Origin of the sequence: Metabacillus schmidteae (genome assembly GCF_903166545.1) — a bacterium.
Lineage (GTDB): Bacteria > Bacillota > Bacilli > Bacillales > Bacillaceae > Metabacillus > Metabacillus schmidteae.
This window is the reverse complement of sequence record NZ_CAESCH010000001.1, coordinates 943,031-969,243: the sequence shown is the minus strand read 5'-3', so window position 1 is coordinate 969,243 and position 26,213 is coordinate 943,031. Positions and strand designations below refer to the sequence as shown.

At 35.6% G+C, this 26,213-nt stretch carries 22 protein-coding genes; 5 read left to right on the top strand and 17 right to left on the bottom strand.

Translation table 11 applies throughout. From position 1 onward, the window contains the following. Position 1 precedes the first annotated feature (1 nt). Positions 2-475, top strand: coding sequence for a thioredoxin family protein (locus HWV59_RS04665; RefSeq protein WP_175638196.1), 474 nt, complete (start codon positions 2-4; stop codon positions 473-475). Between the two features lie 42 nt (positions 476-517). On the opposite strand, the gene HWV59_RS04660 is transcribed toward HWV59_RS04665, so the two are convergent. Then, positions 518-922 (bottom strand): DUF5365 family protein, encoded by a 405-nt coding sequence (locus HWV59_RS04660; RefSeq protein ID WP_175638195.1) that lies wholly within the window; start codon positions 920-922, stop codon positions 518-520. 612 nt (positions 923-1,534) lie between these two features. Here HWV59_RS04660 and HWV59_RS04655 point away from each other — a divergent pair. After that, a complete protein-coding gene (locus HWV59_RS04655) occupies positions 1,535-2,455 on the top strand; it encodes an RluA family pseudouridine synthase (RefSeq protein ID WP_175639979.1) in 921 nt (306 codons plus the stop codon). Positions 2,456-2,478: 23 nt separating this feature from the next. Here the strand turns inward: HWV59_RS04655 and HWV59_RS04650 are convergent, their stop codons facing one another. After that, positions 2,479-3,057 carry a class D sortase gene (locus tag HWV59_RS04650; protein WP_175639978.1) on the bottom strand — a complete coding sequence of 193 codons (579 nt, stop codon included), beginning with the start codon at positions 3,055-3,057 and terminating at the stop codon, positions 2,479-2,481. A 266-nt stretch (positions 3,058-3,323) separates the two neighbouring features. On the opposite strand from HWV59_RS04650, the gene HWV59_RS04645 reads away from it, so the two are divergent. The 3 genes from HWV59_RS04645 to HWV59_RS04635 are packed head-to-tail and all read left to right on the top strand — an operon-like array spanning position 3,324 to position 4,635. Beyond that, a complete protein-coding gene (locus HWV59_RS04645) occupies positions 3,324-3,476 on the top strand; it encodes a hypothetical protein (protein WP_175638194.1) in 153 nt (50 codons plus the stop codon). A 24-nt stretch (positions 3,477-3,500) separates the two neighbouring features. After that, a complete protein-coding gene (locus HWV59_RS04640) occupies positions 3,501-3,977 on the top strand; it encodes a cobalamin B12-binding domain-containing protein (protein WP_175638193.1) in 477 nt (158 codons plus the stop codon). 28 nt (positions 3,978-4,005) lie between these two features. After that, complete coding sequence (locus HWV59_RS04635; RefSeq protein ID WP_175638192.1) at positions 4,006-4,635, top strand: hypothetical protein; 630 nt, start codon at positions 4,006-4,008, stop codon at positions 4,633-4,635. Here the strand turns inward: HWV59_RS04635 and HWV59_RS04630 are convergent. The 15 genes from HWV59_RS04630 to HWV59_RS04560 form a co-directional block, all read right to left on the bottom strand. Next, positions 4,606-8,199, bottom strand: a complete 3,594-nt coding sequence (locus HWV59_RS04630) for a CheR family methyltransferase (RefSeq protein ID WP_175638191.1) — start codon at positions 8,197-8,199, stop codon at positions 4,606-4,608. The genes HWV59_RS04635 and HWV59_RS04630 overlap by 30 nt on opposite strands. A gap of 321 nt (positions 8,200-8,520) precedes the next feature. Then, a complete protein-coding gene (locus HWV59_RS04625; protein WP_175638190.1) occupies positions 8,521-10,584 on the bottom strand; it encodes an ATP-binding protein in 2,064 nt (687 codons plus the stop codon). A 415-nt stretch (positions 10,585-10,999) separates the two neighbouring features. After that, positions 11,000-12,043, bottom strand: coding sequence for a siderophore ABC transporter substrate-binding protein (locus tag HWV59_RS04620; protein WP_175638189.1), 1,044 nt, complete (start codon positions 12,041-12,043; stop codon positions 11,000-11,002). A gap of 218 nt (positions 12,044-12,261) precedes the next feature. Next, the gene (locus tag HWV59_RS04615) at positions 12,262-13,029 is read right to left on the bottom strand and encodes an iron ABC transporter ATP-binding protein (RefSeq protein ID WP_102228190.1); all 768 of its coding nucleotides are present in this window, start codon (positions 13,027-13,029) and stop codon (positions 12,262-12,264) included. Then, the gene (locus tag HWV59_RS04610) at positions 13,026-13,979 is read right to left on the bottom strand and encodes an iron chelate uptake ABC transporter family permease subunit (RefSeq protein WP_175638188.1); all 954 of its coding nucleotides are present in this window, start codon (positions 13,977-13,979) and stop codon (positions 13,026-13,028) included. The genes HWV59_RS04615 and HWV59_RS04610 overlap by 4 nt, the downstream gene beginning before the upstream one ends. Then, entirely contained in the window at positions 13,969-14,922 is a 954-nt protein-coding gene (locus HWV59_RS04605) for an ABC transporter permease (protein WP_102228188.1), read from the bottom strand. Before HWV59_RS04605 ends, HWV59_RS04610 begins: the two co-directional genes overlap by 11 nt. A gap of 387 nt (positions 14,923-15,309) precedes the next feature. Then, positions 15,310-15,699: a ribbon-helix-helix protein, CopG family gene (locus tag HWV59_RS04600; protein WP_175638187.1), complete on the bottom strand. Its 390-nt coding sequence runs from the start codon at positions 15,697-15,699 to the stop codon at positions 15,310-15,312. A gap of 284 nt (positions 15,700-15,983) precedes the next feature. Next, complete coding sequence (mgrA, locus tag HWV59_RS04595) at positions 15,984-16,976, bottom strand: L-glyceraldehyde 3-phosphate reductase (RefSeq protein ID WP_175638186.1); 993 nt, start codon at positions 16,974-16,976, stop codon at positions 15,984-15,986. Positions 16,977-17,116: 140 nt separating this feature from the next. Further along, positions 17,117-17,941: a carbohydrate ABC transporter permease gene (locus tag HWV59_RS04590; RefSeq protein ID WP_175638185.1), complete on the bottom strand. Its 825-nt coding sequence runs from the start codon at positions 17,939-17,941 to the stop codon at positions 17,117-17,119. Beyond that, on the bottom strand, positions 17,934-18,803 hold the full coding sequence (locus tag HWV59_RS04585) for a carbohydrate ABC transporter permease (protein ID WP_407941611.1): 870 nt from the start codon (positions 18,801-18,803) through the stop codon (positions 17,934-17,936). Before HWV59_RS04585 ends, HWV59_RS04590 begins: the two co-directional genes overlap by 8 nt. Before the next feature lie 160 nt (positions 18,804-18,963). Then, on the bottom strand, positions 18,964-20,259 hold the full coding sequence (locus tag HWV59_RS04580) for an ABC transporter substrate-binding protein (protein WP_175638184.1): 1,296 nt from the start codon (positions 20,257-20,259) through the stop codon (positions 18,964-18,966). A gap of 157 nt (positions 20,260-20,416) precedes the next feature. Then, positions 20,417-22,201 carry a cache domain-containing sensor histidine kinase gene (locus HWV59_RS04575; RefSeq protein ID WP_321197442.1) on the bottom strand — a complete coding sequence of 595 codons (1,785 nt, stop codon included), beginning with the start codon at positions 22,199-22,201 and terminating at the stop codon, positions 20,417-20,419. A 15-nt stretch (positions 22,202-22,216) separates the two neighbouring features. Then, complete coding sequence (locus tag HWV59_RS04570; RefSeq protein ID WP_175638183.1) at positions 22,217-23,758, bottom strand: response regulator transcription factor; 1,542 nt, start codon at positions 23,756-23,758, stop codon at positions 22,217-22,219. 418 nt (positions 23,759-24,176) lie between these two features. Next, positions 24,177-24,392 carry a hypothetical protein gene (locus HWV59_RS04565; protein WP_048718472.1) on the bottom strand — a complete coding sequence of 72 codons (216 nt, stop codon included), beginning with the start codon at positions 24,390-24,392 and terminating at the stop codon, positions 24,177-24,179. 551 nt (positions 24,393-24,943) lie between these two features. Next, the gene (locus HWV59_RS04560) at positions 24,944-26,212 is read right to left on the bottom strand and encodes an extracellular solute-binding protein (RefSeq protein ID WP_048718471.1); all 1,269 of its coding nucleotides are present in this window, start codon (positions 26,210-26,212) and stop codon (positions 24,944-24,946) included. Position 26,213 lies beyond the last annotated feature (1 nt).

Here is a 26,213-nt window from a genome sequence, read left to right as displayed (position 1 = left end):
GATGAAGAAATTACTCATTTTCGGAGCCATTATTATTGTTCTTTTTGGTGGACTAGCCTTTGTAACAACTTACCAGAACAAACAGCAAGCTGAAGGAAATGTATATGGTAAAAGTGATCTTAAACCCGCTACAGTTGATCAGCTTAATGATCCTAATTACCAAAATATTATCCTTCCTGATGAACTCGAAACAAAACTGGACAACAAAGAAGATACGATCGTTTATTTCTTTAGTCCGGAATGCAGTCATTGTAAAGCAACAACACCTGTTTTAATGCCTGTTGCGGAAGATTTAGATGTAGAAATCGATCAATTTAATTTATTGGAATATGAAGATGCCTGGAATCAATATGCCATCACAGGCACACCAACACTTGTCCACTTTCAAGATGGAAAAGAAGTAGCACGAGTTGAAGGTGGAAATACAGATGAAGAGTCACTCCGTTCTCTATTAAATGAATGGACAGCTGAATAATAAACAAAGAAGGACAGTTCAATTAGGAACTGTCCTTCTTCATTAGATCATATAAGAATTTGCCGGTCTGATAAATTGACTAAATTGCCCTTCCTGACATTCAGCATCTTTAAACTGCGAAAATGTTAGCGGAAAAAAATAACCATAATCATTTAAGTTTTGTGTATTACGTTCAAACATCTCTTTATACTCATATTCATATTTTCCTTCATGGAGTAATTCCAGCACAGCGATTAAAGCTTGAAGACTAGAGATAATTTGAAAGGCATCCTTCAAATTTGCATTATACATTTTATCAGAAGCCTGTGGCTGAAGCACGTTCAATTCCTTTAATTCTACAATTTTATCATCCGGGAAAAATTTCGGGAAAATCACAGTATACAATTGATCAACTAACTCAGTGATATGATTTTCCTGTTCGTTCGTCGATGCCACAACTACCTTCATTTTATCACCTTTCTCTTTCCTTCTATATTAACTTCATTAAGCATAACACAGGACATTTCAAGATTGCAGAGGTAAGTGTTACCGGAACTAGATTGTACATCCAATCGATGTTATGTATACTTTTGTTATTAATTGTTGTTATTATTACTTTTAATCGTAAAAATTGTTCGTTCTATTGCGCTCCAGACACTTGCTTTCCGCGGGGAGGAAGCTGAGCCTCCTCGTCTTCGCCTGCGGGGTCTCAGTCTTTTCTCTCCTTCCCGCAGGAGTCAAGTGTCTTCCGCTCCATTCCACTATCGTTTTTTAATTAGTGATCTAAGAAACAATCATTACGATAACAGCATTATTTATTTGGTTCAAACAAAGTATAAGGAATACTTTTTCCAATTTCTTAATACTAAACAAATTTGGTTGATTGGAGCGGAAGGTGCGAGACTCCTGTGGGAGTAGCGGGACAGGTGAGACCCCACAGGGCTTTGCCCGAGGAGGCTCACCCCCGCCCCACGGAAAGCGAGCAACCTGTAGCGGAAATCAACCAGCACAATACTAGTTTCTTGCCAATAATATTTAAAGAAATCAGATTTACAAAATAAGAATTCAGTAAGGAATGATATACCCTTGAAACGTGTAGGTGAATGGCTTGAGATAAATATTCCGAAGGATTGGGCATATGCGACAGTTTTTTCTATACTATCCAGTAAACTTGGCGCATCTAAATCTCTTATCCAAAGATGGAATCAAGCTTCTGCCATTAAAAAAAATAACTCAATCGCTGATGTTAACCATAAACTAGAACATAATGACCGATTATATTTACATTTATTCAAAAAAGAAGATTATGGAGTTTTACCTGAAAATACCACAGTGGACATCCTTTACGAAGATGATCATTTACTCATCGTCAATAAACCGCCTGGGATGGATACACATCCAAATGAACCCAACCAAAAGGGCACCCTGGCAAATGCGATTGCTTTTTATTATCAGCTAAATGGATTACAAATTCGCGTTAGACATATTCATCGCCTTGACCGAGATACATCAGGTGCTGTTATCTTTGCAAAACATGATCTTGCTCAGTCCATTTTAGATCAGGATTTACAAGTAAAAAAGATAAAAAGAACGTATCTTGCGATCATAAAAGGAAAACTTTCCAAATTAACCGGAACCATCGATAAACCAATTGGCCGTGATCGGCATCATGCGACACGCAGAAGGGTTTCTCCCAATGGTCAAAAAGCCATTACTCATTACAAGGTTGAAAGATATGACCCGAAAACAAATCTATCAATATTGTCATTACAGCTAGACACCGGACGAACACATCAAATTAGGGTGCATCTAAGTTCGATGAACCATCCAATTATTGGTGATACCCTCTATGGCGGAAGCAAGGATCTTATCAAAAGACAGGCATTACATGCAAAAAGCATTGCCCTTTCACACCCTTTAACACATGAGAAGGTTGAAGTAGAAGCATCCATACCTGCGGATATCCTTGCCATAATAAAAAGCAAACAATCCAGACCTTAAAGGTGCTGGATTGTTCGCTTTACTTAGACATCTTTCTTTTTCGCATAAATAATATACCTTTGCGGAGCATTTCCCACAAAGCTAAAAGGATAGCATGTTGTTAGTAGAAGCTCTTCCTTCTCATTTTGGAGTGTGATAATACTTAGATCATCTGCCTCTACGATCTTCGTATCAATAATCTCATATTCAAAATCTCCATATGGTAGTTTGATTTCTAATTTGTCACCAAGTTCCAGCTCTCCTGCTCTACGAAACACTGTATCTCTGTGACCGGATAAGACAATTTGTCCATTTTCGTTAGGATAGTAACTGCCTTTATAGTGACCAACACCTTTTTCCAAATCATCAGGATCAGTTCCTTCTACAATCGGGAGATCTGCCTCTAATTTCGGTATATGTAAAATGCCGGCAGCTTCGCCTATTGGCGGTTTAAATGTTCCATCTTCTTCTTTATATACCTCTTTATCAGGTGGCGACTTTACGATGGCTTGGGCTTCTGCTAAGGAGTTAGATGTTTGCATTTTTGTATCGACAATTTCCCACACTGCGTAGCCTACAATACAAAGTCCGACGATAATAAACAGATAGGAAAGCTTTTTCATAACCCAACCACGCTTTCTATTAATTTCATACATACAATTATATCACAGACATCATTTTCTTCATGACAGAAGTTACTAGATATACCCGTTTGTTTGTTAATTTTTTGTAAATCCCCTTAGATATGCAATTTCCTTCTTAAACAAACGTTTAATTAAGGGAATTTTGGGGTATGAACTAGTAGGATATTTAGCGTGTTAAAGGATGCAGTAATTTTCATAGATGAGTATAATAGAAGGTAGATGAGACCAAAAGGGGAATGCCTTCTATGAATGATCTATCAAAGAAGCTAGCTCAGCTATTATTGTCTGGCGATACAGTTAGTTCCTACAAATTAGTTGAAAGCCTATTATATGAAGGTTTTACTTCACTTTATATCTATGAAAATGTAATTAAAGAAGCCATGTATTACATCGGATAACTGTGGGAAATAGATGAAATTAGTGTGGCTGATGAACATCTGGCAACAGGTACAGCTGACTACGTATTAACAAAGCTTCAATTCCATGTAGAACCGGACAAGCAGCAAAGTGAAAAGAAGAATCAAGCCATGATATTTTGTGTTGAAGGAGAGGAACATTATATCGGGGCTAAAATGGCTGCCTCTGTATTTAAAGAATATGATTGGGATGTTCGGTATTTTGGACCTAATTTACCCTTGCAACATGACATCTATTATGCAAATAAATCGAAGCCTGATATCATTTGTATTTCCGTTACCGTCTCCCACCACCTTCAACTGCTACCTGAATATATACAGGTATTGGAATCATTGCAGCAAAACTTTACCATCATTGTTGGAAGTAGATTATCTGATAAGTATAATCTGGAAAAATTCACAACTAAGCAAACAAAGATCATTAAGGATTTATCAGAGCTGACTTCAATCAATACAAATGATGTTGTTCACTCTATACCATAAACAATTGAAGATATGGAGGACCAACAACATGTTTGCTCTAGAAAATATACCGGTTCCTGTTTTTATTCTTGATACAGACTTTAATATACTGGATTGTTCATCTATTTCCAAAACACTTTTTTCTAAAAGGAGAAATTTCTTAGATATAGTAGATGTTGATAGTAGAAACAAAGTGCATTATTTTCTATCTACAAAAGAGAAGAAAAAATTCGAAGCGAATATCATAACAGCACAAGATGAGTTAGAGCCTTTTGAAATATATGTCACTCAAAACCGTGAAAACTATTTATATATTGTTTGTATCCCTCTTAAAGAGGATTTTAAAAAAGTCAGTCACCAAGTCCATTTGCTCCGTGAGCAATTAATGGTGACTGACAGAGAAAGACTGGAACAACATGAAAGGAAAGAAATTATTACCTTGTTTCAGCCCTTTTTAACAGATTCAGATCTTTATAATTTAATTAGTTCTTCCGACAATATGAAGGAACTGCCAAGGAAATTAGAGAAGATCCAGGATTTACTAAGCCTTATTCGACCGGACATTATTGAAAGTGGTAAAAGCGTCCACTATGAGGTTATTATTGATGAACTAAATGAGCTTCGCTCTTCCATTGACTTTTATATTACTTTATTGCCCCTTTTGGATCGCTTCGACTGAATTGGATAAAGGTAACGTAATTTCAACTGTTGTTCCTTTATCCTGTTCACTAGAAAATATAAGCTTCCCATTATGACTTTCAATAATTTTAAAGCTAACCATTAATCCTAAACCTGTTCCTTTTTCTTTCGTCGTAAAAAATGGTTCCCCCATCTTTTCAAGCTGTTCTTGAGGTATGCCTTTTCCTTGATCTTGGAATCTTAAGAGAACTCGATCATGATCAAGCTTCTTCGCCTCAATTTTCAGTTTGCCTGTACGACCTTCCATTGCCTCAATTCCATTTTTCACTATATTTATAAACACTTGTTTTAGTTCATTTTCAATTCCTCTAACCGTAAAGCTCATTGGGTCTATGAAGGTTTCGATTGTAACATCATTTAAGATCGCCTGTGTTTCCCAGATTTTCGATATATCTTGAATAATTTTATTGATATTCACATCTTTAAATTCAGCTGTTTTCTGTCTTGATAGGACAAGGAATTCATTGATGATTTCCTCAAGCCGAATAAACTCTGTCATCATCACTTCTGCATATTCTTTACTATATGTATTTGTTTGAATCATCAACTGAAGAAATCCACGGAGTGATGTTAATGGATTTCGAATTTCATGTGCAATTCCTGCTGCTAGCTGACCAATACCAGAAAGCATTTCAGATTTAATCAGCATTTGTTCAGAACTTTTTCTGCTGGTAACATCCTCACCTACAAGTAAAATTTGCACTACGTCATTTTCTTCATTTTCAACGGGTATTAGAGTAAGGTGCTCCCATTTCTCTTTCCCGTCTTTTCCATTATAAGACAGCTCACCAGTCCATTTCTCTCCGGCACGAACTTTTTTCCAATGCTGTGCAAAATCACTTTCTTTATAGTACTCGGAATAAATATCTTTTATTTTACGCCCGATAATTTGTTGAACATCTAAACCAAGTTGTTCAGCAAATTTACTGTTAGCATATTCAATCGTACCTTGAAAATCTGTAAAGACTGTATAGGCAGGTCCAAGTTCAATTGCCTTCATGCTCAATTGCAATTCGCGGTTTACTTTCTTAATATTAGAAATATCAACAAACGTAATGACGATACCGTCGATTAGATTCTCATTTGTTCGATATGGCATAATTTTGATGCTGTACCACTTTCCATCCTTTGAGGGTAATTCCTTAATAATCGACTTTGTTGTCAGTACCACATCCTCTATATCTCTTATAAACAGATCATAATCAAGACGATGTGAAATATGATAAATTGGTCTTCCTATATCACGGTCTATGAGGTGGAAAATTTTCATAGCTTCAGGTGTGTAGAGTTTAATATCGAGGTTTTTATTCAAGAAAATCGTAGCGATATTTGTATTAATGAGAAGGTTATCCATATCATTATTTAAATTGGTTAACTCTTTGATTTTCTTTTCATACTCGGTATTAACTGTTATAAGCTCTTCATTTACTGATTGCATCTCTTCATTTGTGCTTTGCAATTCTTCGTTGGCAGCAATCAACTCTTCATTCGTTGATTGCAGTTCTTCATTCGATGTTTCAAGCTCCTCTATTGTTGTCTGCAGACTTTGTTTTGTATAATAAAGCTCCTGCTCAAGATCAAATATTCTCTGGTTATAAACGGAGTCATGGTCAAACATCAATGCGTCTGCTTTAAACTCTGTTGAAGAATCCGGCTTTTTCACTTCTATAAATAGTGAAATATAACCCTTTCCTGCACTCTCTAAAGGCTTTACGATTAACTTGACCTGTTTGTTCTCATTTTTATTAATAAGGAGGTTTTTATAGTTAATCTCTTTAAGTTCCTCTCTTGCCTTTTTAATGGCTGTCCCAATTGCGACTGATAAATTCGTTGGAACCATATTGAAGATATTATAGTTCACTTTTCCCTTTGGTAGATTTAAATACTCACCTGCATTCCCAGAGACTAATAGAACCTCATTATGCTCATTAATGACAATACACGGCGGTAATATTTCATCCATTAATGAAAAATATAGTTCATCCGGGTGTTGAAATTGATTCAATTCACGAAGATGATCCAAATTTCTTCTATCCTTCCTTTGTTCATTAGGTGATTCTTTAGGAGTAAGAAAAGCTTGAGAGACGTGCTGACTATCAGACATTTCATTGGTGAAAATCTTCCATTTATTATTAACAGAAGTAAACAAAGTTGATAGCTTACCAATTGTTTCACTCGGTCCTAAAAATAAATAGCCTTTCTCCTTTAATGCAAAATGGAAAAGAGATAATACTTTTTGCTGAAGCTCTGCTTGAAAATAGATCATAACATTTCTACAGCTCACCATATCTAAATTGACAAACGGTGAATCCTTTGTCATGTTATGAGGAGCAAAGACAATTTTATGCCTAATTTCCCTTTTAACTTGATAATCACTATCATCTTTATCAAAATATTTTACTAATAAATGTTTTGGTATGGTTGAGACAATTTGCTCTGAATAGCAGCCTTGACTGGCAAATTTCACTGAATCACGATCAATATCTGTCGCAAAAATCTGGAGATCCATATCACATCCTCTTTTTTCTATTTCATCATGAAATAAAATTGCGAGAGAATAGGCTTCTTGACCTAATGAACAACCTGCTACCCATATTCTAATTTTATTCCTTCCTATATGAATATTCTCATCGATCATTTTTGGAATAAGATATTGTTGTAGATAGTTGAATGCTTCTGTGTCTCTAAAAAAGTGAGTTACTCCAATAAGTAAATCTTCTTGTAAAAACCGGATCTCCATCGGATTTTCTAATAAATAATTTTTATAAGCCTCAAGAGTGAGTAATGGTTCATCAAGTAAACTCATGCGTCTTTCAATTCTTCTTAATACTGTATTTATTTTATACATTGAAAAATCGATTCCACTTTTTTTATGAATCATCATTAACACTTGCTTTAAATGATTATCAGTAAAATTAATTGGCTTTGATGTGATATAGTGACTAATTTGTTCTGGCATTGACTTAGGATCTAGTATGTAATCTCCTATCCCTGATTTTATTGCACTTTCAGGCATATCCTTAAACTTTGCTGTTTCATTTTGAATAAGACATAATCCACCTTTTTCATGTATATCATTAAGCCCTTTCGTTCCATCTGTTCCTTTTCCGGATAAAATGATACCAATTGCTTTTTTTTCTGCATAAGTTGCAATAGATGATAAAAATACATTTATAGGGTAATGGACAGGTTTTTTATCCGCATATTCTTCTAAATGAATAAATCCTTGTTCATTAATGGTTATGTAATGATTTGGCGGACATAAATATACAGTTTTTTCTTTAAGCCGTAGACCTTCTTCAGCTAAAATGATTTTCATACTGGTAGATTTCGCAAGTAATTCCGGCATAAAGCTTTTATACTTCGATGATAGGTGTTGGACAACAACAAACGCTGCATCAATAAGAGGATTCATACTCTGAAAAAAATGTTCGATCGCTTCAAGTCCTCCAGCTGAGGCACCGATTCCTACCACATAAGGAACTTCAGATGCAGATTTCGTAAGCTTTATTTCAATTTGTTGGCCTTCTTGTGCATGTGACATCCAGTATCCTCCCTTAAACATTGCCCAATAAATCTATTCGACAAATGCTAGTAATTTCCTGTTAGTTTGATAGGAATAAATTGCTTGTAGATTAATTTAGTAGATTAAGTATTTTTACCCAAATTATTTTATCTCGAACAATATTTGATATTTTTATGATATCAGTTATCATTTGGTGTTGGAATAATTATGCAAATCATTTTCCTTAAATAAAATCAGTATTTTATATACTACAATTACATTTTTCTTATACTTTAATTCTTTGATTGCTTTCTTAAGATAAAATAAAAAGGAGCGAATCTCGCTCCTTTTTATTTTAAATTATTCGTGATGTTCGATCGGCAGGATAATTTTCACTGTTGTTCCCTTCCCAAGTTCACTTGTGAAGAGGATTTTCCCTTTATGATTTTGAACAATTTTATAACTAATCATTAACCCCAACCCACTCCCTTTTTCTTTATTGGAGTAATAGGGTTCACCGAGCTTAGCAATCCTGTCTTGCGCTATTCCGACCCCATGATCTTTTACTGAAATATAAATAGATTTTTCATCTTCCATTCCTATCACGATGTGTATTGTACCACCATTTGGCATTGCTTCAATTGCATTACTAATGATATTCTGATATACCTGTTTTAGTTGATTTTCATCACAAACGATTTCTACATTTGCCTGTGGATCAAATTCAAAGTTGATATCAAATAACTGACTTACATCTTCAGTGGCCTGTAAAACTTCAGACATCATGTCAATAACATTATGATGATTCAGTTGAATACCAAGATGAGAATTAGCAAGAATCAGTATTTCATTTATAAAATCCTCTATCTGTCCCAGTTCAGACAAAATAAGCTCTTTAAATGGAGAAATTTCATTATGATTTAACTGCATAAACCCTTTAACACTTGTCAATGGATTCCGTATTTCATGAGCGATGCTTGCTGCCAACTGGCTAACAGCAGACAGCTTGTCCCATTTCCTTATTAAATCCTCATTCAGCTTGGCATCTGTGATATCTTCAGCTACACCTGCTAGTCGATATACTCTACCTTCTTTATTTAAAATCGGTACAATTCGATTCCGTATCCAACGAATGGTACCATCCGTATGAATGAGTCTATATTCAAATTCAATATTTTTACTGATATTTTGAAAATTCTCTAATGTATTGTCTCGATCTTCAGGCAGAATCGTATTTATCCACAATGTGCTATCTTCATAAAATTCTTTACATGTTCTCCCGGAAATCTCTTCCCAAGCAGAACTCATAAACAATATCTCGTTTTTTTCTACTTCAAATATCCAGAATGCTTCTTTAATATTATTCGTAATTTGCTGAAACCGCTCCTGACTCTCCCTTAATTCTGTATACACCTGTAATCGTTCAATTTCAAAGCCTACCCACTGTGTCATAAGCTGTAAAAACTCTAGATCAGAGTTGGAAATGGCACGAAATGTTTGATCTTTTGAGAAAAAGCAAAACGTTCCATAAAAAGCATTATTAACAAATATAGGTGCTCCAATATATTCATTGAACATCGTTGATTGATTTTTATAAGCTGATTGTTTGATATGAACAGGTTCCAGGCTTGCCATTATGTTACCCGCACAAAAATCATTGAGCGGGAGAAGGTCTCCAGCTTTATTGAGACTTGATGACTTAGTCATCATCTGAAGGATTTTATACTCTTCCCCGGTAATCTTTGAAATATGTCCATCTGATAAATGAAAACGATCACACCCAATTTTAAGAAGCCTGTTTAATTTGTCATCAAAGGTTAGACTATTATTGCTCGTGACTTCATAAAGTGTGCGAATTGATTGTTCATTCATTGTTCTTTCAAGTAAATCTGTTCTAAGCTCTATTTCAGTTTTTATCCAGTTGCTTAAATCTATTAATGTTTGTAACTCAGCTTCTGTGAGTGTGCGTGGCTCCACATCTATAATACAAACAGTTCCTATGATGTTATGATGCTTTGTAATGATTGGTGCTCCTGCGTAAAATCGAATATGATGTTGGACAACTAACGGATTATGCTTAAATCGCGGGTCTTGTAATGTGTCTTCAATGACCAGTGGTTCTCCATCTATTACTACATACTGACAAATTGATTCCTCTCGTTTTGTCGATCGTTCATTTAATAAGTCTCCTGTTAGGCCTACACAGGATTTAAACCATTGCAAATCCTCTGTGAGTAGTGATATAAGAGAAATTGGCACTTGAAATATTCGACTGGCCAATTCGGTAATGCGGTCAAATGATTGTTCAGTTGGAGTATGGATCAAATTAAGACTATATAATTCTTTTAATCTCTTCTCTTCTTTTTCTAAAAAAGAGGAGTCTTTATCTTTGAATATTTCCTCTAGCTTAAAAATAGAAACCACTCCAAGCGTTTTTTCACATTATACCATATGGAATATAATGGTGGAACAGAAGTTCGGCTTGTTTGCGAAAACTAATTGGTTTCTGTAAGTTGTTTCTCAAACTTTGTTTTTTGTAATTTGTATTGTGCATGGTTGATTGAAGCTCCAGGTTGCTCGCTTTCCGCGGGGTGGGCGGTGAGCCTCCTCGACGCTCTGCGTCTGTGGGGTCTCACCTGTCCCACTACTTCCCGCAGGAGTCTCACACCTTCCGCTTCAATCAACCTAAATTAGTTTTAGATATAGATGCCTTTTAGAATGTGTTCTTTTGAAATAGTATCCTAACTTAACAGCATACTATAATTTATGTGATAGAAAAAAAGGACTGCCTTAGTAAGTTTTCACTAACTTCTAGACAGTCCCTTTAACAAATCTATTATTATTTTAATTCTGCTAATACTTCTTCAATTTTTGCAAGTTCAGCTTGTAAACCGCCACCGCCTAGGTACCAAAGTGGACCATCTAGGTATACGATTTTTTCATTTGTATAAGCGTCTGTTTTCTTGATGATGTCATTTTCCATATCAGTTTCAATTTTTGAGTCGCCGCCAACTGCTGCTGTACGGTCAATGACGAATAATACTTGTGGATTGATTTCTAAAATTGCTTCGAATCCGAAATTAGAACCGTGGGAAGTAGATTCGATATCGTCTGTCGCTGGGTTGAAACCATAAACGTCATAAATGTAACCATAACGAGATTCTTTTGCGAAACCTGATAATTTACCTTCGTTGTACATTGTTACTAATGATGTTTCATAGTTTCCAGCTAAAGCTTTGATTTCTTCTAAAGCTGAATCAATTTTACCAACGTATTCTTCAGCTTCCTCTTCCTTACCAAACATTTTTGCTGCTAAATCTACAGACGATAAGAATGTGTTCCAGTAGTCATTATCAGAAGTACCAATAAATACAACAGGAGCGATTTCTTTTAATTCTTCATAGAATGCTGATTGACGACCAGAGATGAAGATGACATCAGGAGCCATTTCAGCAAGGTCTTCTAGTAAAGGTTCTTTTAGACCACCAACATTTGTATACTCATCAGAAGCATATTTTTCCAGGTGTGCCGGCAGGCTTGAATCTTGTGCAACCCCTTCAATTCCTTCAACACCTAATGCATCTAATGTATCTAAGAAACCATAATCGAATACAGCAATTTTTTCAGGCATTTTTTCAAATTCTACATCGTCAAAATTAATTAATGCTTCTTCACCTTCAACTGAAGCAACTGTTGGAGCTACTGTCATTGGATAAGTAGGACCTTCCCCAGAAGCTGTTTCTTCTGCTTGATCTTCAGCCGCAGGTGTTTCCGTTGATTCTTTTTTAGCAGGTTCTGTTGAAGCCCCTTCGTTAGAACCACATGCAGCAAGTAATAGAACCATAGCTGCTAACAACGCGATAAATAAGTTCGTTTTTTTCATTTGTCTTACTCTCCCTCTTTTATGTAATTTTATTGTTAATGATAATCATTATCACTGATAACGATTATCATTATGCTCTATTAAACTTGGTAAGTCAATAGCTTTTTATCTAATATTTTATATTTTTTTCAAAATTATTAAAAAAATAACATTTTTTAAGAGCCTGTGCCTAGAGAAATAGCGATATCTCTAGGCATATCTCTATTGCATTTTATGCCTTACGTATGTGAATTAAAATAGACACAAATTCGGCATCCATTTTGCTCTTGGATTGGAATATCCATATCATAAATGTCACGTAATGCATCAGAATTAATGATTTCATGGGTTGGCCCGTTTTTCATAAGCTTGCCATTTTTCAACGCAACGATACGATCTGAATAAACAGAGGCAAAGTTAATATCATGCAACACAATGACAACGGTTTTTCCGAGTTCATCCACGAGTTTACGTAGAATTTTCATGATTTGAACAGAGTGTTTCATATCAAGGTTATTTAAAGGCTCATCAAGCAAGACATAATCCGTATCCTGTGCAATGACCATCGCAATAAAGGCACGTTGTTTTTGTCCACCTGATAATTCATCTAGAAATTTGTCCTGCATATCTGCTAGATTCATATAATCAATTGCTTGGTCAACGAATTTTTCATCTTCAGCTGTTAATCGGCCTTTTGAATACGGATAGCGGCCAAATGCCACAAGCTCACGCACAGTTAATCGGACATTAAGGTAGTTTGCCTGCTTCAAAATGGACACCCTCTTCGCAAATTCAGAAGACTTCCACTTTTTCACATTATTTTTATCAAGTAATACTTCACCTGTATCTGCCTCTAATAAACGACTCACCATAGAAAGAAGTGTTGACTTACCAGCACCATTCGGTCCAATAAACGATGTAATAGTCCCCGGCTCGATTGTGACAGTAACATCTTCTACAACAGGTTTTTTACCAAATTGTTTTGTTAATCCTTTGATTTCAATCATCCTGCTGCCCTACTTTCCTTTAGTAATAGATAAATAAAATAAATACCGCCAATAAAGTTAATAATGACACTTAATGTTGTACGCAGCTCAAATATATGCTCGACAAGGAAATTACCGCCGACCAATGCAATAATACTGATTAAACTTGCACCCAATATGTGAATGGAATGTTTATATGTCACCAAATATTGATAAGAGAGATTGGCAACGATTAATCCAAAAAATGTAATAGGTCCAACCAGCGCTGTCGATGTGGCAATTAAAACAGATGATAAAATTAAGATTCTCATTACCATACCGTCATAGTTAATTCCAAGGTTCATCGCATTTTCGCGGCCAAGTGACATAACATCAAGCTTACCCATAATAAGGTAGCCATAAAGAAATGCAAAGAATAAGATACCAATGGAAATATATAATAACTCCGCTTTTACGTTTGTAAAAGTCGCGAACAACCGGCTTTGCAGACTTAAATATTCAACTGGATCTATTAGTACTTGCAGAAAAGTAACAAAGCTCCCCATAAGAGTTCCAATAATCATCCCGATTAATAGTAGAAGATAAATTGGGTGCTTATCCGCTCTAAACAAAAATCGATATAAAATCATGGCAAATAACACCATAGCCAAAATGGCTGCACCAAAGTTTAAGTATTTATTTAACACCCAAACAGACATCGATCCTGCAAAGAAGTAGATTAATGTTTGTACGACTTGATACATCGAATCAAGCCCCATAACAGAAGGTGTTAAAATTCGATTATGTGTAATAGTCTGAAACACGACAGTCGAATAAGCAATTGCAATTCCAGTGACAATCATGGCTGAAACTCGGAGCATGCGCCTTGGAAAGGCATAATCGAACCCGCCCTTAATGTCATAAAAGCCATAAAGCAAAATACATACAATGGCAATTGCTGCTAATATAATTAGTTTTGTCCTATTTCGCATATGCTCTCCCCCTAAGTAGCATTGTTAAGAAGATCGCACTGCCTATTACTGCCACTGTTACATTAACTGGAATCTCATATGGATGAATAATGATCCGTCCTAGAATGTCACATATTAATAAGAAGACAACCCCTAACACCGCTGTATGTGGTATGGTTTTACGTAAGTTATCCCCTAAGTAAAGAGATACAATATTTGGTACAATCAGCCCTAAAAACGGAATTACACCAACTGTGAGGACAACTGTTGTCGAAATAATAGCAACAAGGACTAACCCAAGATTAAGTACCAGCTTATAACTTAAGCCCAGATTCTTCGCAAAGTCTTCCCCCATTCCGGCTACTGTGAACTTATTCGCATAAAGATACGCTAAAATAACAGCAGGAATACTAACATATAAAAGCTCATAACGGCCGGAAATAATCAAGGTAAAGCTCCCCATAAGCCAAGAAGAGATATTTTGCAAAAGATCAGCTTCATATCCAAAGAAGGTCGTAATGGAAGACAAAATATTTCCATACATAATTCCAATCAACGGAACGAAAATAGCATCTTTAAATTTAACCCGATCTAATATTTGCATAAAAACGAGTGTTCCTGCCAAAGCAAATGCAAAACTAAAGATAACCTGCTGTGTATAAGTAACATTTGGTAAAAATAGCATTGAAATTAAAATACCTAGTTTTGCTGCATCTAATGTTCCGGCAGTTGTTGGTGATACAAACTTATTTCGACTTAAAGACTGCATAATTAAGCCGGCAATACTCATTCCTGCCCCCGCTAATATAATTGCAATTAATCGCGGTACTCGACTTATAAGGAAGATTTGTGTTTCATCTGAATCCCAATTTAGTAAATCAAGCGGTGTGATATCAATTGCTCCGATAAATAGCGAGATAAAAGACAGGACAATTGCTGCAATTCCTAACATCCATAATCTCATGTAAAACCCTCATAACATGTTTATTCTCAGTACAATAATTGAAACCAATTATTATTCCAAGTTGAATTCTATTAGAAAAACCTGGCTAAGCCTTATTTTTCCTTATACTATCATCATTAAAATCTTAGACTTTTAGATAATAGTAAATTATGTACGATTATATGATAATCATTATCATCGTATAACAAAAAAAAAAACCTTGTTTCGGCTAGCTTTTTTCTCGTTGAGATTGATTATCAATCACATTAATTAATGTATCACAAAAAATAATGTGAGAAAAGAGGCATATTTCAAATTATGGAATTTATCTAAATTTATTCACAATTCCTTCATAAATAAAAAGGAGGTTCAAACATATTGAATGTTTAAGTTCCTATTTGTTTGAACCTATAATGTTTTAATAAGATCACGAATAGCTTCAGAGACATCCAATTGATGTTCCTGGCAGTGGTTCGTGATCTTACGATATGTATCTTCATCTAATCTTACATGAACAGAATGTAAATACTTATCAGAATCTAGTTTTTTCGGCCTTCCTCTTGTGATCTTTCTTTTACCGATTCCGTCTTTCCATACATTTATGATGACATATCCGTGTTTTTGAACCCAATGATCACAATCATATTCTTTCCACATCGTTTTGGCTCTTTGAAGGAATTCAAGTTTGAAGGTTTCCAGCTCCTCTCCCTGAAGTCCCTTCATGATCGCTTTTTCCATTGCCTTATGTTCGTTAAATTGCAGAAATTGTTCGTATGATTTGAAGGTTAGTTCTTTCATTGTTCCGCTCCCGTAATATATTTTCTATCTATTGAAATAATAAGTGTTTTGAAAATAGTTGTAAAATCTTTTAAGGATTTAACTCCTTTGAAGAAGAAGAGAATCTATATTGGTCCTTATGAAAGACATTTCACTTTTCCCTTTCCTTCCAAATGTTTTTCACACTACTAATGATGAATATTTGAGCCCCGCAGGCGAAGCTGAGCAACTTAAACAAACGTTTAATTAAATAAAATAAAAAAGAAATCTGCCTATTAATAAGCTGATTTCCCAAGGTATTTAGCTTACCCTTCTAGAATTCTCTCAATCTCAGACAGTTCTTCTTTTGTGAATTCCAAGTTATTGAGTGCTGCGACATTTTCTTCTATTTGACTTACTTTGCTTGCTCCAATTAATGCGGAAGTTACTCTGCCTTCACGCAGGATCCAGGCTAAAGCCATTTGTGCCAGGTTTTGACCGCGGTTTTGAGCAATTTCATTTAGTTGCTTTACTTTACTAATGACATCCTCTGTTACTCGCTCTTCACTTAAAAATGTATTTGCTTTGGCAGCTCTTGAATCTGATGGAATTCCGGAAAGATATTTATTTGTTAATAATCCTTGTTCTAATGGACAGAATGCAATAGACCCCACTCCGTTTTCATGCAACACATCCTGCAATCCATTTTCAATCCAGCGGTCGAACATTGAATATCGTGGTTGGTGGATTAACAGTGGTGTTCCAAGGTCATTTAGTATGTTTACAGCTTCAGCTGTTTGCTCAGCATTATAGCTGGAAATCCCTACATATAATGCTTTCCCTTGACGGACAATTTGATCAAGGGCTCCCATTGTTTCTTCAAGTGGTGTATTTGGGTCTGGTCGATGTGAATAAAAGATATCAACATAATCAAGACCCATTCTTTTGAGACTTTGATCAAGACTTGCGATTAAGTATTTCTTAGATCCCCATTCACCATAAGGTCCATCCCACATATGATAGCCAGCCTTTGTTGAAATGACAAGTTCATCACGATATGGTGCAAAATCAGTTTTAAGGATCTTCCCGAACATTTCTTCAGCACTTCCTGGAGGCGGACCATAGTTATTTGCTAAATCAAAATGAGTGATTCCTAGATCAAATGCTCTCTGCAGCATGGCTCTTCCGTTTTCAAACGAATCACCCCCGCCAAAGTTGTGCCATAATCCTAGTGAAATAGCAGGCAGCAGTAGCCCTGATCTTCCTACACGATTATATTTCATTTCTTTATAACGCCCCTCATTTGCCTTGTATGTCATCCTTATGTATCCCCTTTCAATTTACTAATTCCATTTTACTTCATAACCTATATTTTTTCATATTCAAAGAGTTAAAGATTACTGAAAAAAGAGCCTGGAAAGCCAAGCTCCTCTCGATGATCGATAATACCTCGTTATTCTTACTTCACAGACCCCATCATTCCTGCAACAAAGTGCTTTTGCATGATGAAGAATATGATGGCTGCCGGTAGTGTGGCGATTACAATAGCTGTCATAATGACTCCAAAGTCAGGTGAATAACCTGAACCAAGATTAGAAATGAGCAATGGGATTGTCTGGTTTTCCGGTGATTGTAAGACAACAAGCGGCCATAAATAGTTATTCCAGCTGCCCATGAATGTAATAATGGCAGCAGCCGCATAGGTTGTTTTCATCGTCGGAACATAAATTCGGAAAAACACACCTAATTCACTTAGCCCGTCAATACGACCTGCTTCAAGAATGTCCTTCGGGAACATTTTTGTACTTTGACGAAAGAAAAAGATGAGAAAAGCTGTTGTTATAGAAGGTAAAACAGCTGCTGTTAGTGTATCGATTCCCATGAAAGGAGCTGTTTGAGAAACATTACCGAACATCCGAAATAAAGGAACCATTAATGCTGCGAACGGAATCATCATGGAAAGTAGTAAAATATTGAACACAACATCCTTTGCTTTACTTTTAAAAATCTCAAACCCATATCCTGCTAGAGAAGCAATCAGTAAAGAAAGAAGAGTAGTTGTAATTGAAATTTTGGCCGAGTTCACTAGAGCCGGTACAAGGTCAACGGTATTTAATAGATTCTGAAAGTTCTCTAGTAAATGGCCGCCTGGTAATAATCTTCCTTGTGTAACGTCAACAGATTTGTTCGTAGCACTCACAATCATCCATATAAATGGGAATACAGAGACGATTGTCGCTAACGCCAAGAATACATAGCTTATAATTCGCTTCAGTTTAGCCATTTCGATCACCTGCCACCTTGAATTGAATGATAGAGAAGATTACAATCATGATTACAATCGCATAGGAAACTGTTGCTGCATACCCAAAATCCGGAGTGTATTTAAAGGATAAATTGTAAATATATTGAGAGATAGTCATCGTCGCATTACCAGGACCACCTTTTGTAATGTTCATGACTTCATCAAATAACTGTAATGTACCAATTGTTGATGTAATCGATGTAAAGAGAATAATCGGCTTTAGCATCGGAATCGTAATTTTAAAGAATTGTTGAAATGAAGAGGCTCCATCAATTTTTGCTGCCTCATAAATGGATGAATCAATATTTTGTAAAGCGGATAAATAGAAGATCATATTGTATCCGGTCCAGCGCCACGTAATCGCAATTACGATGGCTATTTTCGCCCATAGCGGATCTGTCAGCCATTGAATAGGTGCATCGATAACAGAAATCTTCATGAGAAACATATTAATGATGCCATCTGTACCAAATAAATATTTAAACACAACTGAGTATGCAACAAGTGAGGTTACACACGGTAAAAAGATGGCTGTTCGAAAGAATCCTTTCATTTTTAACGTTTTATCATTTAATAGGACTGAAATAAATAATGCTAATAGAATCATTAATGGAACTTGAATGATAAGATAAAAAACGGTATTTTTTACGGCGGTAAGAAATACCGGGTCCTTCAGCAATCGAATATAATTATCAAAACCTATAAAAGTCAAATTAGTGCCGGCACCTGATTGAAAGGACAATACTAAGGCTTGAAGCATAGGGTAAAAATAAAACAACACAATCATCAATGTAGCAACTGCTATAAAGGACCACCCAATAACCGCGTTTTTTAATCGAATATTCCTTCTGGGTTTTATCACTGAAACAGATTGGGTTTGAGTCGTTTTTGTCGGAATCAACTATATTCACTCCTTAACAATCAAAATAGTGGAAAAGCCTTAGGCTCTCGCCTTAAACTTCATGATTCAAGTAGGGGAGTTCCTAAGGCTTATTTAGACATTATTTGAGTTGTGCTTCTGCCTGCGCTTGTGCATCTTCCAGTACTTGATCAATATCTTTACCATTCAGGTAATTTTGCATTTCGACAACTAAAATATCCTCGATTGCGTATGTGTGTAGACCATAGTTGATTTGAGGTATGTCTTCCATCCATGTTGATAAATCAGAGATCGTCGTTTGGCCGCCGAAATATTCATCAGCTGCCTTGTAAGCTTCACCTTCAGTAGCAGGAATATATGTCCCAATAGCCCCAATTTCAGTAACTAAGTCTTGGTAGAAATCAACATTTGACCCAAATGTTTTTAAAAGGAAATCAGCTGCTTTTTCTTTACCAGGTACATCAAGTACATACCATGAGCTGCCACCTAAGTTGGATGCATTGACAGAGCTATCCATACCTGGAATTCGTGGGATTGGAGCAATGGCCCATTTACCTGATTGTGATGCTTCTGCTTTTACAGATGCAGTAATCCAGTTTCCTGTAGGGATTGATGCTACTTCTCCTCCGTTAAATCCTTCTAACAATTGATTCCAATCTGAAATTGGTCGTGCAATGTCCGCTTCAATAAGTTTCTTATATACTTCAAATGATTTCTTTAAAGCTTCATTACCAGCTAATTGCGGTGTCACACCATCTTCTTCTGTAAACCAAGTGCCTGCTGATTGAACCATGATCCGAATGATTCCCATATCGTTAGGATCAAGAGATAACATATATTTTCCTGTTTTTTCTTTTACTGCTTTACCAATTTCAACGTATTTATCCCAATCAATATTTTGAAGATCATCTAATGTGTAACCTGCTTCTTCTAAATAATCCGTTCTTATATATAATCCTGTAACACCTGAGTCAAACGGAATACCATAATTTTTTCCATCCAGACTTGTTGGTTCAAGTTTGTAAGGAGCAAAATCTTCTGTTTTAAAAGACCCAGTTAACTCATGAAAAGCATCCGGGTAGGCTTGAAGAAAGCCTTGTGCACGGAAATCTTCAATTAATACAATATTCGGCAATCCTTTGGTCGTACCGGAGCTTAGACTTGTGTTTAGCTTTTGAACAACATCATCTTGCGCATTTTCAATAATGTTAATTTTAAAGTCCGGATTTTCAGCTTGATATGTCTCTGCTGCTATATTCATTGCCTTGACGTTAAAATTCGGATCCCATGTCCAAATTGTTAACTCATTTGGATCAGATGAACCACTTGATTCCGTTTGGGCCTGTTCATTCGATCCTGATGAACATGCAGTTAAAAACAAGATACTAACTAAAAATAATGCAAATACCTTCTTCATACTTGTACCCCCATCTCTTTAGTTTTATGTAAGCGTTATCAACCTTACACCCTTATGGTACCATCCCAATAGATTTTTTCTGTAGGAAGATATTTTTCTAAACTTGTGATTTTTTTGTTTGTTGTATGCGCTTTCATAGAAAATATTTGTCATTTCTTTAGATATTTGGAAATTTTTCATCCTCATTAAGAGGAATTCGGATTTTTACACTTGTTCCTTTTCCAAGTTCACTTGTAATCTCAACTCCACACGTTTCTCCATAGACCAGCTGCAGACGCTCATGTACATTTCTTACACCAATGCCGGTAAAATGCTGCTGCTTTCGTTTCGTCTTAGGGAGGTTGTTCTCAGGTGAAATCTCCATCCCATCACCGTTATCCATCACTTCACATACTAGCGTATGATCTTTCTTCCAAATCATTAGATTAATAAAACCATCCGTTTTAGAGGTGAATCCATGAAAAAAAGCATTTTCTACAAAAGGCTGTAATATAAGCTTTGGAATATGATACTGTTCACATTCAGGTGAAATGAAATAATTTACTTTAATTCGATCACCATACCGCATTTGATTAATGAAAACATACGCTTTTAAATTGTCTACTTCCTGTTTAACCGTAATTGTTTCACTAACATTTCCTAACGTATTTTGCAGCAGAGAAATGAGTGAATGGATCGTTTCTTCTGCCTCAGCCTTTCCTCCCTGCTGAACCATAAATTTAATGGAAGTGAGGGTATTATATAGGAAATGCGGATTTATTTGTTGCTGTAAGGCAGCAAGTTCAGCGTGGCGTTTTTCCTTTTGGAATTGGACAAGCTTCACAAGGTATTCCTGCAATTCATCCAGCATCGCATTAAAAGCCAAACCTATTTGTCTCGTTTCATATGTGCCTGTTACGGAAACATACTGGTCAAAGTTGTACTTCGACGTATTTTCAATCTGCCTTACTAGAGTTGATAAAGAATTCGTTACTCTTCTCGTGACAAGAAAAACAATCACAAGCGCAACTACTACAATTCCTATTAATAGTAAAACAATTTGCTTCTTGTTAAATAAACCGCTTATTGCTGTTTTCTTATCTATTAAATTGACTAAGTATAAATCAAGTGAAGGAAGATAGTTTGTAAAAATAATATGATCCTCCCCCTGAATTTCGCCTATCTCGTATTTCTTTGGTTGATTCGAATTTAAATAGGTTACTAGCTCTTCTGCTTTTTGGCCAACTAAAGACGATTGATTACTAGAAACAATGTCCCCGGATTTATTTATCACAAATACGTCATTTCCCGCGCTTGTAAAACTACTATAAAATGTTTTAAATTCACTTTCCTGAATGACAAAATACATAGTGCCATATACATTTCTTGAAATACGATCCTGCAATGCCTTTGACACAACGATAAATTGATCGTCAACTGTTTCAGAACGTTGGTTTTCCCTTTGTCCAAATTGATAGATTAACCGATTAGGGTTCTTTAACGTATTTTTTGTCAGCTGATTTGTTCTCAATTCTTCAAATGTAATTGGCCAATACGTGCGGCTTGTCGAGTAATTAAAGCCATTTACTCCTGTGATCATGATTTCTACCCCATACGCTTCCAATGGTGATTTGATTCGGTTAATCTGTTGATTCATATTATAAATCGACTCCATTTTTTGCGCATTTGTTTGCTCTTTGGTCAGCATGCTCTTAATAGCGCCACTTTGTGAGATATTGTTGGAGGCAATAACTGTTGCATAATGAAAATCCTCAAAATTCTCTTTCACCTGGTCCATCACTTTTGCATTTGTAATACTGAACTTATCAATAAAAAATTTCTCAGACATCCTAAAGGTTGTCCACGTCATGATGACTGATACAGAAACAATAGTGATAACGGTTACAATAAACATAATAAAAAATAATCCATTCTGTTTGAAATGGTTATGAAGTCCTTTCACAATTCCTCACATCTCCTATTTCATATATTGTGTTCTTCTATATTGACTAGGAGATACTCCCTTTACTTTTTTAAACACTTTACAAAAATAGCTATGGTCTGAGTAGCCAACCCTGCCACTTATCTCTGCAATCGGCAGCGTATCATGGATTAATAGCTTTGTTGCTTCCTCAATTCGTACTTTATTTAAATATTCATTAAATCCCTCGCGATTATTAGATGAAAAATAGCTTGATAAATACGTAGGGTTAAAATGAAAATGGTTTGCTACATCGGTAAGGGTAAGTGGTTCTGCATAATGCTTCTGGATATATCCCAACAACATTTTCATATTTGACTTAGATGAATGATGGTTATTTTCGTGAATGGCTTTTTTGACTTCTGAAAGGAATTGATGCATAAGTTCCACAACCTCTCCTGCTGAACCCGCTTCATCGATTGAAGTAAAATACTTAAATTTTTCATTCTCCAATTCATTTACATCATAACCCATATTATTGAGGAGAACCGTTATCGTAAATATAATGTTTTCATGGAAAGATTTATATTCAAACACGTCCGTTGTAAAAAAAGTCGAAAACTCTGTTATATATTTCTGTAAATAATCAAAGACAATTTCAAAGCGCTCATGCTTAAATTCATTTGTAAACCAGTCCAAATTAAACGAGGGGATTTTAACAGCCTCAGTCGGCATTGTTTCTTGATACAATACGTTTTCTTCCGGAAAATAAAAACGATAATTCAGCATAGACTTTATCTCATTTTTATACACGTTGCCCACCTCATAAAAATCAGTAAAACCTTTGCTTATGGCAAAACAAGCTTCATTCTCATTATTCGCTATCTGTTTAGAAAGATCTAGAACTTTAATAAACTCTTTATCTTTTAAGTTGATAAGAAACACAATGACATGTGGTTCACCATGAAAACTGTAATGCACAGCATCTTCCAGTTGATCATTAAAAACGGAGATAAGCTTATCTTTAAAATATTCATCTCCTTTAGTAGGAAGATCTACTGCCAATAAATAAAAAGTAGAATGCGGAAAAACTTCTGAAATCAAATTAGGATCAGATGTATCCTGATAGCCTGAAAGTAACCGATCCATTAAGTAAGTAACTGAAATAGAGAAATCCTTGTTCTTTATAGATTTCTGTGAAACCGGTATCTTGCTTACAGCTGTTTTTAATACCTTTAATAGACCTTCAGCATCGAGTTTTGGCTTTAAAATATAGTCAACAACACCATGCTGGAAAGTTGATCGAACATAATCAAATTCTGCAAAACTGCTCAGAATAATGATTTGAATATGAGGATATTTTGCCTTCACAATTCTTGTCAGTTCTTCCCCATCCATTATTGGCATCACAATATCAGTTAATATAATATGCGGGTTTGTCCGCTCAATTAATTCAAGTGCTTCTTGTCCATTTGATGCTTCACCGATTACTTGAAAACCTTCCTTCTCCCAGTTAATATAATGCTTTATCCCTTGTCTTATTAAGTTTTCATCATCGACAATAAGTGTTCGATATAGTTCTACAGATTTCACATTCATCCCTCCCCATAAGAGACAATCAGTTAAGTGAATATAGTTCTCATTTTATTATACACTCTTATTAGAAGAGACGAATGACAAAATATGCATCCATTTTCGAGCCCCTGAAAGAAACTCCATTTGAATGTTTAGTAAAGGCTGTTTTTGCATACTTTGTTGTTTTTAATTCAGTGCTATAGGTGAAAATTAGTTTCGTTCCATTGCGCTCCAGACACACGATGCACCGGGGAGGAAGCTGAGCCTTCTCGTCTTCGCCTGCAGGGTTCTCAGCCTTTCCTCTACTTCCCGCAGGAGTCGGGTGTCTGGAGCTATATTTCACTATGAAGTTAAAATCGTATGTAAAAGCAACAATCTTTGCGAAAACAACCTTAATAAATAAAAGGGTTAGAGTGCTTTTATGCGACTCTAACCCTTTTTATTATTTTTCAATTTTAACAGACCATTTTCCATCTGCAGTAATAACTAGTCCATAATATCCATCCGTTGACAGTGAGTACCTTTGCGAACCTTGATACGCTCCAATTTCATTTACCATTAAATCAGAACCATTTAGCAAGACTGCAAAGTTACTTGATCCAGAGATTAAAGGTAAACTTATGATTGCCACTTGTAGTATTGAAAAATACGACATCATCACCAGTGCCTTCTAAAGTCGTAGGGGCTTCAGCAATATCAAGTCGAGGAGTTTGATAGATGCTAAAATTCCATTTTCCACCTGCGGTGACGTTTAGATAATAATTACCATCAGCAGGAATCACAGCAACTGTTTTCCCTTTGTAATTTCCTATCGTATTAACTAATAGTTCCATGTCATTTCCAGTTTCATCTTGAAGATGTACTGCAAAGTTGGCCCCACCAGTATGAGAACCTTCAAAAATTGCCCAACCAGCTTTAAGTGTAATTACTTCAGTCGCAGTATCACCTGAACCACTTACAGGAACCTTTGATTCTTCAAATACTTTTTTTGCCTGTTCTTTTTCTGCAATTCTTACGTCTAACTTTCTTATAAAACACTAAAGTATTACGTTGGGGCTTTTGTTTAAGCATACATTTTTATTTTCAACTTTCCTAAAGAAACTTTTCATCACTTGGAAAACATTTACTTTTTGCTTGAGGATATAAAAGAGGAACTTCAGGTGTGAATCCCCATTTGAATTCACGTCTGAAGTAATATGATTAACCTTCTTACCCATCAAGAGCGAGTAATTTATCTATTTCCATTGCGGCTTTTTTTAAACCTCCTTCAACACTGACTTGTTCATAGAATATTTGCCTCAAATAGTTTGTATAGATTTCATTTATCTGTTCCCACTCGGGGACTTGTGGCCTTAAATGGGCTTGATCTATGCTCGCAATATAGCTTTTATAATAAGGATACTTATCAAGGATTCCTGAAAATGGAACATGGCGGTTTGTCGGCAACAAGCCTGCTTGTAATAATAGCTTTTGAGGTGTTTCTGTTGTCATCCATTTCATAAAGGTCCATGCAGCTTCACGGTGTTTTGTACCCTTTGTCATCACAATATTTTCCCCACCTAAAATCGAAGAAGATTCTCCATTACCGGGAAAAGGAGCTGAAATTGTTTGTTTATTAATCAAGGCCAGCTCATCATTGGGTTGAACACTATAAAACCAAGGGCCTTCATCTATCATAAAATAATTGCCGCTTCGAATATTTTGCCATGTCTCAGGATAACCGCTCACAATCTGTTTTGGAAGATTAGAATTTCGATATAATTCAACAAGCTTTTTAACGGCTTTAATACTACCCTCACTATCTAAATAACCAGTTGCTCTTGTATAGTTTGGATCTGTTAATTTACCACCGAGTCCATAAAAATAAGGCAAACTTCCCCATGTATGAACATTTAGCATGCCGATCTTTAAGTTATTCTCTTCAACAATCTGAATGAATTCTTCCATTTTTCCAGGTGGAGTTTTCAAGCCAATATCCCTTAATACTTGTCGGTTATAAATAGCAACCTTTGTATTTGTATTTAATGGCAAACCATAATAACGTCCTTCAAATACATTTGATTTTAACGGTGCATCATAAAAACGATTCTTTAATTCATCAAAATCATCAAATCTACTAACAGGATATAAAAGTTTCAGGTCAGCAAATTTAGGCATCCATGTAATATCCATTCTTATAATATCCGGGGTGCTATTAACGGATGCTCTGCTAATAAGAGATGACATTAATTGTTTATTATATGCTTGACGGACAGGCTTTACATCGATTTCAGGATGTTCTTGTTCAAATAATGGAATCACTTCATTTTCAAATATCTTTGTTTCCTGTTCACTATACGTATGCCAAATTTCAATTTTTTCATTCACTTGATCTTCTGCTATTTTGGCAGGGCTGCGTTCATCAATAATGGTTTGATTTGTGCAACCGATCATAACGCCCAATAAGGCAAACCATAAAATTAATTGGAATTGACGCATT